The 15839-nt window shown below is 50.3% G+C and carries 15 protein-coding genes; 3 read left to right on the top strand and 12 right to left on the bottom strand.

Going from position 1 to position 15839, the window contains the following annotated elements:
* Positions 1-58: 58 nt before the first annotated feature.
* Both BQ7364_RS11535 and BQ7364_RS11530 read right to left on the bottom strand, forming a co-directional pair.
* On the bottom strand, positions 59-511 hold the full coding sequence (locus tag BQ7364_RS11535; RefSeq protein ID WP_072684854.1) for a GNAT family N-acetyltransferase: 453 nt from the start codon (positions 509-511) through the stop codon (positions 59-61).
* Positions 512-524: 13 nt separating this feature from the next.
* Positions 525-785, bottom strand: coding sequence for a thioredoxin family protein (locus BQ7364_RS11530; protein WP_072684853.1), 261 nt, complete (start codon positions 783-785; stop codon positions 525-527).
* A 209-nt stretch (positions 786-994) separates the two neighbouring features.
* On the opposite strand from BQ7364_RS11530, the gene BQ7364_RS11525 reads away from it, so the two are divergent.
* Complete coding sequence (locus BQ7364_RS11525; protein ID WP_072684852.1) at positions 995-2116, top strand: putative periplasmic lipoprotein; 1122 nt, start codon at positions 995-997, stop codon at positions 2114-2116.
* A 206-nt stretch (positions 2117-2322) separates the two neighbouring features.
* Here the strand turns inward: BQ7364_RS11525 and BQ7364_RS11520 are convergent, their stop codons facing one another.
* The 10 genes from BQ7364_RS11520 to BQ7364_RS11475 all read right to left on the bottom strand — a co-directional run bounded on the left by BQ7364_RS11520 (position 2323) and on the right by BQ7364_RS11475 (position 14009).
* Positions 2323-3879 (bottom strand): putative ABC exporter domain-containing protein, encoded by a 1557-nt coding sequence (locus BQ7364_RS11520; protein ID WP_072684851.1) that lies wholly within the window; start codon positions 3877-3879, stop codon positions 2323-2325.
* A complete protein-coding gene (locus tag BQ7364_RS11515; protein WP_072684850.1) occupies positions 3876-4574 on the bottom strand; it encodes an ABC transporter ATP-binding protein in 699 nt (232 codons plus the stop codon). The genes BQ7364_RS11520 and BQ7364_RS11515 overlap by 4 nt, the downstream gene beginning before the upstream one ends.
* A 206-nt stretch (positions 4575-4780) precedes the next feature.
* The gene (locus tag BQ7364_RS11510; protein ID WP_072684849.1) at positions 4781-5518 is read right to left on the bottom strand and encodes a DUF2812 domain-containing protein; all 738 of its coding nucleotides are present in this window, start codon (positions 5516-5518) and stop codon (positions 4781-4783) included.
* 3 nt (positions 5519-5521) lie between these two features.
* The gene (locus tag BQ7364_RS11505) at positions 5522-5851 is read right to left on the bottom strand and encodes a PadR family transcriptional regulator (protein WP_072684848.1); all 330 of its coding nucleotides are present in this window, start codon (positions 5849-5851) and stop codon (positions 5522-5524) included.
* Positions 5852-6164: 313 nt separating this feature from the next.
* On the bottom strand, positions 6165-8045 hold the full coding sequence (locus BQ7364_RS11500; RefSeq protein WP_072684847.1) for an oxidoreductase: 1881 nt from the start codon (positions 8043-8045) through the stop codon (positions 6165-6167).
* A 267-nt stretch (positions 8046-8312) separates the two neighbouring features.
* Positions 8313-8993 (bottom strand): DUF1361 domain-containing protein, encoded by a 681-nt coding sequence (locus BQ7364_RS11495; protein WP_072684846.1) that lies wholly within the window; start codon positions 8991-8993, stop codon positions 8313-8315.
* A gap of 163 nt (positions 8994-9156) precedes the next feature.
* Positions 9157-9735, bottom strand: coding sequence for a TlpA family protein disulfide reductase (locus BQ7364_RS11490; RefSeq protein WP_072684845.1), 579 nt, complete (start codon positions 9733-9735; stop codon positions 9157-9159).
* Positions 9736-9788: 53 nt separating this feature from the next.
* The gene (locus BQ7364_RS11485) at positions 9789-11330 is read right to left on the bottom strand and encodes an ATP-binding cassette domain-containing protein (RefSeq protein ID WP_072684844.1); all 1542 of its coding nucleotides are present in this window, start codon (positions 11328-11330) and stop codon (positions 9789-9791) included.
* Positions 11331-11461: 131 nt separating this feature from the next.
* On the bottom strand, positions 11462-12394 hold the full coding sequence (locus BQ7364_RS11480; RefSeq protein ID WP_072684843.1) for a 1-phosphofructokinase: 933 nt from the start codon (positions 12392-12394) through the stop codon (positions 11462-11464).
* A gap of 688 nt (positions 12395-13082) precedes the next feature.
* Positions 13083-14009 carry an alpha/beta hydrolase gene (locus tag BQ7364_RS11475; protein WP_072684842.1) on the bottom strand — a complete coding sequence of 309 codons (927 nt, stop codon included), beginning with the start codon at positions 14007-14009 and terminating at the stop codon, positions 13083-13085.
* A 475-nt stretch (positions 14010-14484) separates the two neighbouring features.
* On the opposite strand from BQ7364_RS11475, the gene BQ7364_RS18610 reads away from it, so the two are divergent.
* Together BQ7364_RS18610 and BQ7364_RS18185 are read left to right on the top strand one after the other, a co-directional pair.
* Positions 14485-15084: a transposase family protein gene (locus BQ7364_RS18610; RefSeq protein ID WP_200798800.1), complete on the top strand. Its 600-nt coding sequence runs from the start codon at positions 14485-14487 to the stop codon at positions 15082-15084.
* Positions 15020-15784, top strand: coding sequence for an ISL3 family transposase (locus tag BQ7364_RS18185; protein WP_200798799.1), 765 nt, complete (start codon positions 15020-15022; stop codon positions 15782-15784). Before BQ7364_RS18610 ends, BQ7364_RS18185 begins: the two co-directional genes overlap by 65 nt.
* Positions 15785-15839 lie beyond the last annotated feature (55 nt).

The raw sequence follows: 15839 nt of genomic DNA, 5'->3' as shown, positions 1-15839 counted from the left end.
TGCTTCAGCTTCACAAAGCGAACAAGCAGGATGATATGAAAAGAACCGGCAGCGCCGGTTACAGGTGATATTCAAAAATACATTTCTGAACGTCGCCATACTGATACAGATAATGCGCCTTCGGCACATCGACAATCGCTTTTAATTCCCCGCCCAGCTCTTCCAGCGTCCGCCGTGAGGGCAGATTGTCCGGATTGCAGGTGATGATCAGCGAATCCATGCCGTATTTCTGCTTCGCCAGCTGAAACAACAGCCGGCAGGCTTTGAGCGCGTAATGATGCCCGCGGTACATCGGATACACGGTATACCCGATCTGACCGGCATAATACAGTTCCTCATTCATCCCCATCCGCAGATCGCAGCGTCCCACAGCAGTGTGCTTCCCATGTTCGCGGATCTCAAAAACGATTGACGGCACATCGCCGCGTCCCGCCTCTTGTTTGATTTCCATAACCTTGACCAGATCAATTTCCTGATCCGTCAGCACCTCTCTGCGAAACAACCAGTCCATAACCTTCATCCGCCTATCCTGTCGCCGCTTCGTCCAGCAGCGCCTGAATCTGCGCCCGCGTCAATGCGCCTTCCAGTTTCTTCTGCGCGCCCAGATAAAAGGTCGGGACATAATAATAATCGTATTGCTCCGCCAGCTGCGGATTCTCGCCTTCGTCAATCTTTGTAATCCGGATATTCCGATAACGCGGATCTTCAAGCAAAGCGTCGAGATCCTTTTGCGCCTGACGGCAATACGGGCAATTTTTTAAAATAAACATTGTGATTTCCTGCATGGTTTCACCTTCTTATCATCAGTTTACCAGAATCAGGAAAAAGTGACAATGCCTTTGCCTGGAAGAAGTCCCGACAAGTTTCGATCCATTCCGCGATTTCTTTCAATTCTTTTACGAATTGGCGGCAATGAAAGTTCATCGTTCAGAATATGATAGAATAAAATTAATATCAATGGAGAAATACAAAACGCGAAAGGAGGCTTTCAAACATGCTGAAGAAAACAGGGGTGCTGACTTTATGTGTCCTGCTTCTGAGCGGCTGCGCCAAGCGGGTTGAAAATCCCGGCCCGCCGCAGATTACGATTTTAGAAGACGCCGTCATCGAGGTCAATCAGCCTGATTTTTCAGAAGATGTGCTGCGCGCTTATTTCAAGGCTGTCGACAGTCAGGGCAACGAACTGCCTCAGGAAAACGTCGTCTTTCTGAACAACGCCAACAATGCCCTGCTCGGGACTTCCTATATCAAGGTCAAAGCCGTGGATAAAAACGGTTATTACGACGTGAAAACCCTGAAGGTCACCACCGTCGATCACACCGCGCCAACCTGTGTGCTGCCTGTACAGCCGCCGGTCTTTTTAGCGGGAGAAACGCCCGAACTGACGGCGAAGACCGCCGGGATTCAGCTGCGTGATAATTTCAACCGTGAATCCACGCTCGCCAAAAACTTCCGCTGGCTGATCAGCGACGTTGATTATGCTGTGCCGGGAACGTATTCCCTGCCGGCCCGGTTTCAGGATTCCTCCGGCAATGCCGTTGAAATCACGCTTGAGGTGAAAGTCAGCGACGATCCGGTGGAAAAAGCACAGGCTTGCCTGGAATTGATTTTAGAGCTGTGCCAGGGATCCTCCAATTATTTCATCCTCGACACGGCCGACGCCGAGCAGCAGACTGCTATTGTAAATTATGCGCAGATCATGGATTTCTTCTTCACCGCCGCGGGCCGACAGGCCATGGAAGCTTCCGCTTTTGGGAAGCGGATCGTTACCGAAGGCGGCCAGACCCGCTGGGTTGCCAATACCGCTGCCGCTTCGTGGCAATATCGTAAAACGGAATTCACGCTGCAGGATGCGGATGACGAACAGCTGATCTTCGACGCAAAGACAAGCTGGCAGGTTCAGGATCAGATAGTTGAGGAAACGAGTGAGTTTATTCTCGTGAAGCAGCAGGGCGTCTGGAAAATCGACAGCTTTGTCAATCCACTGGACGGACCGCCGGCAAATTCGAAAGTCACGCCGTCCGCTTCTCCCCAGACTTCGCCTCAGCCCGCCAATACTCCGCAAGCTTCACCCTCGTCCCAACCCCCGGCAAGCGCCAGGCCGAAAAACGGATAAACACGAAACCAGGAACTTTGATCTGCGGCTTTAACATTGGCTGGCTGCGGTTCAGGCCGGACGATCCGTTTATTCTTTTTGGCAATTCTGTTCAAAATAAAACAACGTCTGGAAGAATTCCCGTGAATCCTTTTCCGCAGACGTTGTTTTTTTGATTCTTCACTCAGTCATCAGGCTGGACTTCCTCCCCCTGCCGCCAAGCTTGCTTAATCCGCCATCAGGTTGTTGCCGGACAACAACGGCGTCGCCAGCGCCAGACAGGCCAGTCCGATCACACCGTTGACAATCAGCCCCGCCAGCTGAATCATAAACGCCGGCACTCCCGGAATCATCACCAGCGTTACGACCGTGATGCCGTAAGGAATCGCCAGAATCAGACAGAAAACCATCTTGATCATCTGTTCCATAAGCGGCGTCGAGCGGCTTTTCATCAAGCGCAGACAAACCAGCGAGGCACTGAGAAACAGCCACCCAAAACCGGTCATCATCAACGCCGCCGGCACGAGTTCCGCCCAGCTGCTGCCCAGCACAAACGGACAGAGAACCAACGAAGCGAACACCACCGCCACAATGTGCAGCATCGAGGGTACCATCAGGGCCGCCAGCTTTTTCATCGGCCGGTCCGGGATCAGATATAAATAGAACACCCGCAAATCCTGGGCGATCCGGTCGGTCGTCGCACTGGTGAACAGGACGATCAGAACGAAGAACTGATAAAAACCGAATCCTTGTCCATTCATCCAGACAATCCCCAGATAAATCACGATCAGCAGCACTTCCTGCAGCGATAGCAACCGCCGCGTCTTGCGCAGGATCAGAAGATTCTTGGAAACCAGCGCCGCCGCTCCGCTGCCAAAGCGCGCCTGCTTCACTGAAACAACCTTTTCGTGGGTTTGGCTCTGGGCGCGCCGTGCGCGGGCATTCTGCCGCAGCTCGCTGATCCATTCCGCATCCATGATCGCCTGTTCGTAGAAATCACCCTTAACGTTCAGAATCAGCGCGGTAATCCCGGCGCAGACAAGCAGCGTCGCCGCAAACCCGATCAGACAGGCCGTCATATCCTGGCTCACCAGACCGATTAACGCCATTTTGCACCAGCCGAACACCGGTACCCAGTTAAACAACGGATCGGCTACAAACCGGGTGATCGTACTCTGAATTCCGCCGTCAACACCGACGTTGCGGATGGCGATCAGACCGATAAACCCCAGCAGCACCGCCAGAAATCCATATTTTATCCACTTCGCCTGCGGCTTCACCAATTCCAGAAAATAAAACCAGGTAAATAAGGCAAACGCAAAGTAAAACATCAACAGGCTGCTCAGGATTAACGAAAGCACTAGCGGAACGGTCAGAATCACAGTGGAGCTCATCATCATTAAGATATACGCCACGGCGATCAGCGCATAGATCAGACTGCCTTCGACCGTTTCAATCAATAAGTAAGCCAGCGTCTGTTTTCGCGTAAACGGGCCTGCGAAAATAAACTGAGCATCATCGCGCGTCACGATCGCAGAGCGTTTCTGCAAGATCATAACCGTCATTAAAAACAGCACATAACCGCAAAACAACATCATCCACCCCTGCACCGACTGGACGTTCATCATCGCCGACATCATTTCCCGGTTTGACACTGCCGAATAAATGGAAAAACCGAAGAAAGCCAGGACGAACAGCGTTACGATCGCTGAAACAGGCTTGGAAAACAGCCGGCGGAGCTGCGCTTTGAGCTTGACAAAAAACAGATAGCTGAGCGCGTTCATCCCTGTTCTCCCTGCGTGCAGGCAAAGAAGATTTCCTTCAGCGACTGATCGCCCAGATCCTCGCGCCGGACTTCCCGCACAATTTTTCCATGATGCAGAATATACGCGTCATCCCACAGCGACTCGAACATGTCGATGATATGCGTGGAAATCAGAATGCTTTTGCCTGCGCCGCGCAGCTCTTTCAGCAGCTGCAGCACCGTTTCGATCGCCGCCGGATCGAGTCCGATCATCGGTTCGTCGATCAGGATCGAATCCGGATCCGCCAATAACGCCAACACCATTGACAGCTTCTGCGACATCCCTTTGGATAATTCGCGGGCCGTTTTTTTCGCCTTGTCCGCCAGCTCCAGCCGTTCCAGCAGCGCCTGTGCCCGAGCTTCTCCCGCTTCGGCCTGATAAGCCCGGCTGATAAACTGGATATGTTCCCGAATCGTCAGCTGCTCGTACAGCACCGGCGTTTCCGGAATGTAGCCGAAGCGCCGTTTCGCATCAATCGACGAATTCGGAAAACCGTCGATCAGAATTTTACCGTCAAATTTAAGCAGACCTGCGATACTTTTAATCGTCGTGGATTTACCTGCCCCATTGGGGCCCAGAAGAATCGTAATCCGGCCGTTGTGCGCCGTCAGCGACAGATCGTCAACCGCTTTAAACGAACCGTACTTTTTTGTTACGTGATAGACTTCAATCATTGAAATCGCCCTCCCATTTTTATGTTTCTTATTTTATCATATTTTTCTTATTTTATTTATTACAAATCCCTGACATTTTCTATTGCCATCCTCCTTACCTCTAACTTACGCCCGGACGCCAGGGACGGGTCAAGGGGTTTCGCTTTCTTTTCCAGTCCATGATTGAATTATCGCTTTACTTTTAAAATCAAAGACGCTTTTCCAGATCAGCCGAGATTCTTTTTTTGTTTCCAGCAGATCAGTTTCAGCCCCAGTCCGGCGCCGGCCTGCAGCATCATCAGAATCCACAGTCCAGCTGGCATCGGCTTGCGCGCACAGGCGATCATCACCAGATACAGCGCCGATAAAAGCAGAAGCAAATGTGCGAAAGCCGTCCGGGTAATAATCTGTTTCCGCAGCCGGTCGTCAAGCTTCTCCTGCAGCGACGCCTGACGTTTCAGCAGCTGTATCCGAACCCGATAGCCTGAAGCGCACAACATCGTCATCATAAAACCGATCAGTCCGATTACAAAGATCAGCGCGATCCCATTCCCTCGAAGTCCGGAGAACAAAAGTCCGATCAGCAAGCCGCCCAGAATCAGACTGATCCTGCTCATCTGCCGGGCGATCGGCGCATAGGATTCCAATTTTGTCGCCGCATCCGTATGAATCGGCGCCCGCTTTTCGTCCGTCCAGAACAAGACAATCGAATCCTGGCGAAACGCCGGATGCCAGCCGGAAGCTTCCATCCATGCCAGATATTCCTGCCGTTCAGCCGGATCAGAAGGCAGGTAATCAAATTCATACTGTCTGAACTGCGGTTCACCCTGAACCAACACCCAGCATAAACCACCCCAGGCTGCCTTCTCAAACAGCCAGCCTTCCTGCGCCAGCTTCTGCAGCCGCAGCTTTTCCTGCTCTTCCTCAAATACAAGCCCCTGAGCTAATATGATTTTCTTCTTCATCAGTTACATTCCTTTCTCCTGCATTCTTTTCCGGGCCGCCGCAACAATCGTTTCCCGCCGGGTCAATTCATGACGCAATAAGGTCTTTCCTTTATCGGTCAGCACATAGGACTTCTTTCCTTCCTTTGCGGCTGTCTGCGCGATCAGCTCGTTGACGCACATCTTTTTAAGCAGCGTATACAACGTGCCGGGCCCGATCATTCCCGGAACCCCTGTCATCTGTTCAATATACTTCATAATCGCATAGCCATGCAGCGGTTCGATCAGCGCTAATAAGATGTAAAACGCCGCGTCGGTCAGCTGTTCTGTTTCAAAGGTATCTTGTTTTGGCATTCCTATTCCTCACAGTCTATTCACGATATATCCATTTAAGATATATCTATTATAGATATAATATCATTCCCTGTCAATATCATCGCGGAATGATTATTTCCTCAGACGCTGCTCTTCAGGAAACTAAAAATTTCAAACCTGACTTCATTTGCATTTCCTGTCTGCCTTAACTTATTGCCTCAAAAGCACAAAAAAAACCTGCCCGCGCAGGTTTTTCTGCCAGAATAAAATTCAGACCATTTTTCTATCTGAAGCAACGCCAGGATTCTGCCAAAAAGGCCGGATCGGAAAGGAAAGCCGGGATATCCGCGGCTTAGTCCTGACTGCCCGCAATCCAGCCCTCCAATGTCGCAGTCTTGATGTTTCCCGGACGTTTCACGTCGCCGATTTTCCAGGTATGACACGTAATTCCATAAAAGCGGTCAGCTTCCTCGCTTAACGGTTGAATGCCCGTGCAGACGATCAGCACCCCGGCTGGAATCGTCAGGCGCACGCCGGCTTTTTCCACAACAACATGATCCGGATTTACCTGCAAGCAGCGGGTTTCCCGATGGATCGTCAGATTGTCACAACGGCTTATATGCTCGTCCAGCGCTAAACCGACAAGCTGATTTTCCCCGCGGTGAAGCTGACTTCCCTGTTCGATCAGGGCAACCGGGCATCCAGCCTCCGCAAACTTCAGCGCCAGCTCGCAGCCGATCGCCCCGCCGCCTAAAATCACTACGGATTTTCCTTCAGGAAGCGGACTTGTATACGCCTGTGCAGGCGTCAGCCCCCGCTCAATCCCGGGAATCGGCGGAATTACCGGCTCCCCGCCCAGTGCCAGAATTAAATGATCGGGGTTCAGGGCTTGGACGCTTTCCGGGGTCGCCTTCGTATTCAGCCTGACGTTTACCTCTGACTTCCCGACTTGTTCTATCAGATAATCCCGGTAGCGCCGCAGATCCATTTTATATTTTGCCTGATCCAGAACAGTCAGCGCGCCGCCCAGACAGGACTTCTGTTCCAGCAGCGTGACCTGATGTCCCCGCTGCGCCGCCGTCAGCGCCGCCTTCATCCCGGCCGGACCGCCGCCGATCACGACGACATGCCTGCGTCTTTTAACCGACGGCTGTTCCATGGACATCCAGCTGCCGTTCATATAGGCGGGATTCACGGAACAGCCATGATCGCGCCGGTCGGTCGTCCAATGCATGCAGCTGCCGCAGCGCAGGCAGGGCACGATATCCGCTTCCCGCCCCACTTCCGCTTTGTGAATCCAGTCTTCGTCCGCCAGCAATGACCGTCCCAGAACCACAAGATCGGCGTCCTGTTCCTCAATCACCGCGGCAGCTTCCTGCGGCGTCATGATCGCCCCGACTACCGCAACCGGGATCGCAAGTGTCTGCTTAATTGCGCGGGCCAGCTGGCGGTTGACGCCATGCGGCTCCAGCGCAGACGTCGCCATGTGGATGTTGCCTTGTTTGTCCATATCCTGTCCGGCTGACACATTGACCATATCCAGATACGGCTCGGCCTGCTTCAGAAAGGTCAGCACCTCATCCAGTCCGATTCCCCCCTCGATCCATTCCTTCGCGCTGATCCGAAGATCCACCGGATAATCCGGGCCGACTGCTTCGCGCACTGCCTTGATTATCGCCAGCGGAAACGTCATCCGATTTTCAAGACATCCGCCATAGCTGTCCGTCCGATGATTCAGCGCCGGTGAAAGAAACTGTGCCGGCAGCCAGCCATGCGCAAAATGAAGCATGACCATATCGAAGCCCAATTCTTTAGCGTCGCGGCAGGTTTGCGCGAATGCGGCCGCCGTCTGATCCATCTCTGCCGGCGTCATGGCCTTCACCCGATTGCCATAGGCGTTAATTCCATCTGTCGATCCCCACAGCACATCTTCTGGATGCGCTCCGCGTCCAACGCCGCCCATATGCATGACCTCCAGCGACACCGCTGATCCCCCCTGCCGCATAAAGTTCAGCCATTGGCGCGTTTTCTGAATCTGGGCTTTGGAAAACAGATACTCCGAATCAAACCAGGCGTTGGGCAGATTTACTCCACCGCAGCCCGCAATCAGAATCGCTGCTCCGCAGCGGACGCGTTTGTCATTGAGCGCCTCGTTCATCGGCGCGGAAATGATCCGGTTGGCAATCATCAGGGAATTGATTTTTAACGGCTGAAACAAACTCGCAAACTTCATGAAACTCACTCCTTTTTATTGATACAAGCATGAAGCGTGCCATTCACGCCTGTTTCTAAAAATAAATTCATTTTTATTCAGAATTCCTGCGGTTCATCCAAGTCTCCATGCGTTTTTTCTGCTCTTTTTTCCCCGGAAAATCAAATATTGAAGCGGTCCGGCCGTTAATTCCTGTTCCCTGCTTTCGCGTAGTTTCCCACCGGTTCACAGTGTCGAACACTTTTCGACACTCCTCTGAAAAGCGTATAAAAAAACCTGATCTTTTGATCAGGCATGCGGTTCCGAGCGCATCAGTTTATCAAAGATCAGATAGGCCGCAAAATAGAACGCCGCCAACATAAAGGAAAACAGCACGGTAAATTTATCAATGTTCTGCAGCAATGTCGCTAACAAGACCTTCGGCTGCAGCACATCCCAGGTATTCAGCCGCAGAAACCGGCCGATGTAGACGCCATAACCACATAACAGACTGATCACGCTCATCCAGCAGAAGTTAAACACTTTATTTTTGCGCCATTTGACGCTCTGATGGATCAACGATGTGGAAAACAGACCGTCGACTAACGCCATCAAAATTCCGCCGACAATATAAATCAAGCGAACCCAGCCCGTTAAACTTTGCAGATAAACGCCGTTGCCGCCAATCAGCTGCGAGCCTTGAAGATGGATCAGATCCGTGACCATGTAACAGGCGTTGGGCAGAAACAACAGCCAGCCTAATGCCAGCGTCAGAGAAAACGGCCCCCAGTGTCTGCGCCAGCTGGTCAGCAGATAAGCCGGCACCGCCAGCGCTATCGGCATGAACGCCAGCCCCAGATTCCAGAACAACCATCGTAAATGAAGCTGAATCCCGGCTTTCCGCAAGCCCAGGCCCGCCAGAATATAAAGCAGATGAAGGGCCAGGATCAATCCCAAAAGCATCATATTGCGTTTTTGTCTGCGTTTCATTGTGATCACACTCCTGACATCGACCGTATTATACCCAATTTTTATGCGCTTTTCTTTAAGTTTTTCTTACGTCTTCCTGAATGTTGTTTTCACAAGCGCTTACTTTCGCTCAACCTCAGGCGTAAAGAAAAAACGAATAAAAAAGAAAAGGATCGCGAAGATCCTATTTCAGTTTTTCAAACATTTTTTTATAGATGCCCTTCAGCTCTTTTTTCTGGCTGTCGGTCATGTTGCCCTGGCTCGGGCTGAACGAATCGACGGTGCTCAGATGATCGCCCACAATCTTTCCGTTTTTCACGACAAAGACCTGCGGTACATACAATGCCGGCTCACCATCATCGTCCGTTTTCAGAAAATCCTTCACCAGATCAATAAATTCGTTGTAGCTTTCCTCCGTGTTGCCGTCGTCCGTGCCCATATCGACGTAATAAATCGTCAGGCCCAGTTCTTTGGCAACCTCGTTCATTACCGGGACCGCCTGCGTACACCAGGCGCAGCTTGTATACCCATAATACAGGATACCGCTTCCGCCTTCTTTATAAATACGGTTGGCTTCCTTGAGCGTTACCCGCTTGAACTGATGCTCGGCCACATTGAAGCCCTGATATCCGCTCATATCGACGTCCACCATCTTCAAATCGTCTAAATAATGCACCGGCGTATTATCCTTCTGACTGCAGGCACCAAGCGCCAACAGGCAGCAGCCTAACAGAACTAAACCTTTCAGGATCTGTTTTTTCATATTCTGCCTCCTTGCCATAACAGTATTAGTATAAATCAAAATCGCCCGTTTGGCTAGAATTCAATCGTTGAATCTTCTTCCAGCCCCTGCGGCGTCAATCGCAGAATCCGCTCCGTCACCTCGGCTAAAAAGCGGCGGTCATGACTGACGGCGAGGATGCAGCCGGGAAACGACGCCAGCTGTGCGCGGATCTGGCCGGCGGATAACGGCGAACAATTCCGCGTCGGCTCGTCCAGAAGCAGCACGTCGTTGTGATCGACAACCAGCTTCACCAACAGGATCTTGGCTTTCTGGCCGCTGGAGAAAGTCCCCATCGGCTGCCGCATCTCCTCCGGCGTAAATTTCAGGGAACCTAAATGATTCTGAATCCGCGTGCGGAATGCCTGATCCTGACCTTCGCTTAAAAAGTCAACCGGATTTCTATCCATCGGCAGCTGTTCCTCGTAATTCTGCGGCATGTAGCCGACACGCAAATCTCTCCGATCCTTCAGCTGTTTCCAGATCAGCCGCAGCAGCGTCGTTTTCCCACAGCCGTTGGGTCCGATAATTGCGACCTTCTGCGGCCCGACAATCTGAAGGTTGATATCCTTCGCGCAAAGATGCATCCCTGCCCAGAGCTGCGGCTGATGGAAATCCAGAATCTGTTTGCGGGAATTGGCAATCCTGACTTCCGGATCAAAAAACAATTCAATCTGTTCCTCACCTTCAAACTTATGCGTCAGCGGTTTGTCTTCCAGCCGTTCTCCTAACGCCTTAACCGACCGCATCTTGCGCTTGAGCATCTTGGCGGCATGCGGCTGTTGCCGGGAGACGGAATTCAGCGCATGATCGACGCTTTGGTATAGCCGCCGGTAACGCTCCATCTGCGCCGCATATTCCTGATGTTCCTTGACGGACAGCTGATTCTGCCGGTTTGCCAGGGCTTCGCGCTGCCGCACGTAATCAGCATAGCCCAGATGCACAAACGTATGCCGGGCCTGGGTCTTGCGGACGATCTGTTCCAGATGCAGAATGCCGTTGGCGCAATGTTCCAATAGCGTTTCATCATGGGAAACAAACAGAATGCCGGCCGGGCTGTCCAAAATAAAGCGTTCTAAAATTGCCAGCGTTTCCAGATCGAGATCGTTGGTCGGCTCGTCCATTAAAATCAGATCTGGTTCGTTTAACATCAGTTTGACCAGCTGCAGCTTGACCTTTTCCCCACCGCTCAGCTGACCCATTTTTCTTTCCAGCAAATCAGCGCTGGCCCCGACGTCTTCCAGCCGCACGTACAGCTCGCCGATCTTCTCATAATCGGGAATTTCCGAAGGGGCTTCGCTCATACAAAAATCCAGGCCTGACGTTTCATGCCACCGTGCGTCCAGCGCCTGAGGAAGATAGCCGATCACCGCCCCGCGGCGGTCAATCGTCCCTTCCATCACGGTATATTCTGAAATCAAGTCTGGATTGTAAATTGCTTTAAACAACGTGCTTTTGCCATTCCCCTCTTCACCGATCACCGCCAGTTTATCGCCTGCGACGCAAGTAAAGCTTAAATGATCGATCAGAATTCTATCTTTGAGGGTCTTAATTGTAAGTTGATTTACAGTTAACATCCGCACCACCTCCTTAGGAAGCGGTAAACGGTAAAAAAAGAGAACGACAAAAAACAAGATTTCAGAAATTCAATTTTCTTCGTCTTATTTTCTGTACATCCTCTCACCTCGCATCATCTTGGTCTATGATATCAAGCCTCTTCGTTTTCGTCAATCTTTGTGACGATAATTTCGTCATAGAGGCTTTCAATTTTTTCACGCGTCGCCATGCCTTTGGAAAAGGCGGTCGCGATGCCGCAGCAGTTCGCATATTTAAAGGTTGTAATAATATCGCGGGAACGCAGGTAATTCATCACGAAGCCGGCGATCATACTGTCGGCCGCGCCGACGGAATTGACAACCTCAGCGTCAATCGAATTGGCATGGTATACACCGTCCTGATTGATCAGCAGCGAGCCGTCCTTCCCCATCATCAAGATGACGTTCTCCGCGCCCAGCTTTGCGCACTGCCGTCCGGCATGGATCAGCTGTTTCTGATCGGCAATCACCTCGTCAAACATCGTTTCCAGATCCTCGATATTCGGCCGGACCAGAAACGGCTTGTATTTCAACAACCGCAGAAGCAGCTCATGATTGACGTCAAGGACAAACTTCACGTCGTTTTCAATGCACAGCTGAATCATTTTTTCCGTCAGATCAACCAGATTATCCGGACAGTTGCCCGACAGCACAAAAATATCGCTGCGGTTAAGCCGTTCCACCCGTCTTAACATCATCCGCATATCTTCTTCGGTAATGCTCGGACCTTTGGCGTTCAGCTCCGTTTCCAACAGATCGCCTTTGACTTTCACGTTAATCCGGGTATGGCCTTCAATGAAGGTGAACACCGGTTCGATATACTCATATTTCTGAAGCAGGCTGATGAAGAAATCCTTAGTAAAGCCGCCGACAAAGCCCAGCGCCCGGGACGGAATCATCAGATTATTTAAAACGATAGAAACATTGATGCCCTTGCCTCCGGCCTCGTAGTATTCCAGCGAACTGCGGTTGGTTTTCCCCAGCTCGACTTTATCGAATTCCATATAGTAGTCCAGCGACGGATTCAACGTACATGTATAAATCATAAAAAAGCCCCTTTCTCATGAATTTATTTTAGCACATTCTGAATCAGGAAACGGCAGAATTCTGACTGAATTTTCCCATAAATCTCGAATCTTCCCGTTTTCCGATATTCTGATAAGCAATTCGAAAGAAAAGAGCTCTGTCAGGGAATACAGAACTCTTTGTCCCGCAAGGTCCGCCGCAGGGATTCGGCAGACTGCGTGAGAACAGCCGCTCAGGGATTAGCGCCTGTCCTCAATTATTTTTTAAATTTAAGAAGAGGAAAAATGTTTAAAGCGTTTATAAACTTTTGCGATCCTCCTTTCTGTATTTCAGTATAGAAAACCGATGTGGTGATAAAATGGAGTTTGTGTGAAGAAATGATGAATTTGATCATTTTCAGCTTTACGCCCGTCTGGTTATTTGGTTCCTATTCTAAAGCCCGTTGTTATAATAGAAAAAATCCTGTTCAGGGGAGGGAACAGGATTCTTCGGAAGGCGGGAGGGGAAGCCCGCCTCCGCATATTATTTTTATGAATAAGAGGGGAAAATATTTATTTTGTAAAGGGAATTTTATCTTTATGCTTTTTTCTGATGAAGTTTAACTTGGATGCCTCCTTCCTTGTATGCTTGTATTATAGGGCAAGATTATGGGATAAGAATCAAAAGCAGGTGAAGGTTCCGTGAACTTCCTGAAGAATTTCTTAAGGCTTATCCTCTATTCAGCCACAGCTGGATTTTATCCAGGCAGCGATCCAGTATCACATCGTTCCAGATTCCGGCGCCGCCGTGATCGGCATTCTTCACTTTGATAAAGTCAGCCTCGTGTCCCTCCTTCAATAAGGCTTCCATCAATTCCACACTCTGCGCCATGGGTACATTGCGGTCTTTATCGCCGTGGACAATCAGAAACGGCGGCAGCGGAGCCTTGCCGATATAGGTTGTGACGGAGGCCTGACGGGCCTTCTGCGGATGGTCTTTAACCGCAATCCCGCCCAGCAGCTTTCCGGCAATGGAATCCGCGCCGGCATGTTCCCTGGCTGACAGTTGATCCGCCATGCTGAGCAGATTGACCGGACCGTAGAAGTCGATCACGCCTTTCATTGCGGGCAGAAACGCTTCGCCGTTTTCCAGGGGAAACGCCCCGGCAGCCTCGCTGACTGCCGTCAGGGCCGCTAAATGTCCGCCCGAGGAACCGCCCCATAAAATCAGCTGATCGGGATCGCCGTGAAGGCCTGGCGCCTGCGCGCGGACATATTGAATCGCTCGTTTGACATCCATCAGCTGCGCGGGGAAAGGCTCGCATTCGCTGCCGCGATATTCGATCATCGCCACGATAAAGCCGTGGACGGCAATCTTTCCCAGACTGCAAATGTTGGATTCCACATTCTGCCAACGCCAACCTGAACCCTGGATAAACAGAAGAATGGGAAAGCGCTGCCCTTCTATCATTTCCTCAGCGACAAATGACGGCTGTAAGAACCGGATGTGGAGTCCCCGATCTTTTGCCCTGGCATATTCCTGAAGCGGCAAAGCGTGGACGCTTCGTTGATGAAGATCAATTTCAATCTCTGTCATGTGCGGCGTGGTGAGTTCAGAGGCAGGAAATTCTTCATAAGTATAAAATTTTGCTTCCATAATTCTATATCCGGCGGATCCTGATGCCATTAACGAAGGAATCCGTCGCTCTCCTTTTCTTCATTATACCGCCGTCTTCCTTGCAGGAAAAGAAAACCCGCCAGGGGAAGGCGGGCTTTCTCCGGCAACCAAGGAGGGGAGCCTTGATCACCTGATTATTATTAAGGTTGAGAGGGGAAAAACATCTTGTCCTGAAGGGATTTTCTGTTGGTCTTATCCTTTGGACAATTTTATTATAAGAAAAAATTATGGGAAAAGTATGGCATTGACATGTGAACTTCATCAAATTTTCCATATTCGAATTTCCCGGATAGAATCTGAGTTCTCTGATAATTGTTCATCTACAATACTGGTTCTATAAATTTTGGTGTTGGTGGAAACCAACGCCTTTTTTTCTTGAGCATAAAAAAAGAGACATAGGTAAGAATTTCCGTTACAATAAAATCACCACAAATTACAGAAAGGAAATCTCACTATGTCCATTACTCATTCTATCGTATCTGTTCTCAATTTAAAAGACCCTCATCTTCATTTCTCTGAGGATTGTGTCTCTTCTCAGTCGATTCGTGGTGTTGACTCCCTTGTCTTTTCCGGCTCGCTTTCTTATGACCCTCCCTCTTCCTGTCCTCTCTGCGGGTCCTCCAACCCCGGCTCGGCTATCATCAAACATGGTACGAAATCCTCCCTCATCACCCTGCCTTCCGTTTCCCGCCGCCCCGCTTATCTCCGCCTCAAAAAACAACGCTTCCTTTGTAAACATTGCGGCCATACTTTTACGGCTTCGACTTCCATCGTTCTCCCTCATTGTTTCATTTCCAATAACACTCGTCTCTCCATTGCCCTCGACGCCAAGATGAAGACTTCTGAAAAAGATATCGCTTTCCGTCACTCTGTTTCTCATGCTACGGTGAATTCCCTTCTTCAACAGCTCTATCAGGATTTTAAAGTCCAGCGGAATTTTCTTCCCCCTCATCTCTGTTTTGACGAGTTTCGCTCTGTCAAAGGGGTTGATGCTTCAATGTCTTTTCTCTTTCTTAACGCGGNAATCCGGTCAGATTCTCAATATCCTTCCTGATCGCAGAATGCCCGTTCTCATCCGCTATTTCATGAGCTATTCCAGGAAAGCCCGCGAAGCCGTTAAAACCGTTTGTATGGATATGTATTCCCCTTACTTCTCTGTCGTTCACCACTGTTTCCCTCACGCCAAGATCATTCTTGACCGCTTCCACATCGTTCAGCTGCTCAGCCGCGCTCTCAATAAGACCCGCGTCAATTTCATGAATCAGAGTAAGCCTCATTACAATAAGCTCAAACGCTATTGGAAACTCCTTCTTAAATTTGAAGATGACCTGAATGATCAGGACTTCAAAAAATGGGTTTGCTTTCCATCTCTGATGCGCGAAATTGACATTGTCCACTTCTTAGTTGAACTGGATCCCGAGCTCAAGGCGACTTATGAGCTCTATCAGAGTCTCCTTACCGCGCTCAACCGGAAAGATCCTGACGCCTTCCTCCAAGCTTGTCTGAATCCCGATCCTTTGATCTCCAAGCCCATGAATACCGCCATTCAGTCCTTAGTGGAACGGAAAGAGGCAGTGATCAACGCCTTGACTTACTCATTTTCTAATGGCATGATTGAAGGTACGAATAATCTGATTAAGGTCATCAAGTGCCTGGCTTTCGGTTATCGCTCTTTCATTCAATTTAAGACCCGCATTTTACTTATTTCTAACACCTTAGTTCCCTGCCGTTTTCTCAATCAAAACCACCCGTAAAACGGGTGGTATCCTCTGGCCCTATAAGGGCCTTTTGTTGCACTGGGCCTTCGCC

Origin of the sequence: Holdemania sp. Marseille-P2844, from assembly GCF_900120005.1 — a bacterium.
Lineage (GTDB): Bacteria > Bacillota_I > Bacilli_A > Erysipelotrichales > Erysipelotrichaceae > Holdemania.
The sequence above is the reverse complement of the archived record's forward strand: the minus strand, read 5'-3'. Positions and strand labels throughout refer to the sequence as shown.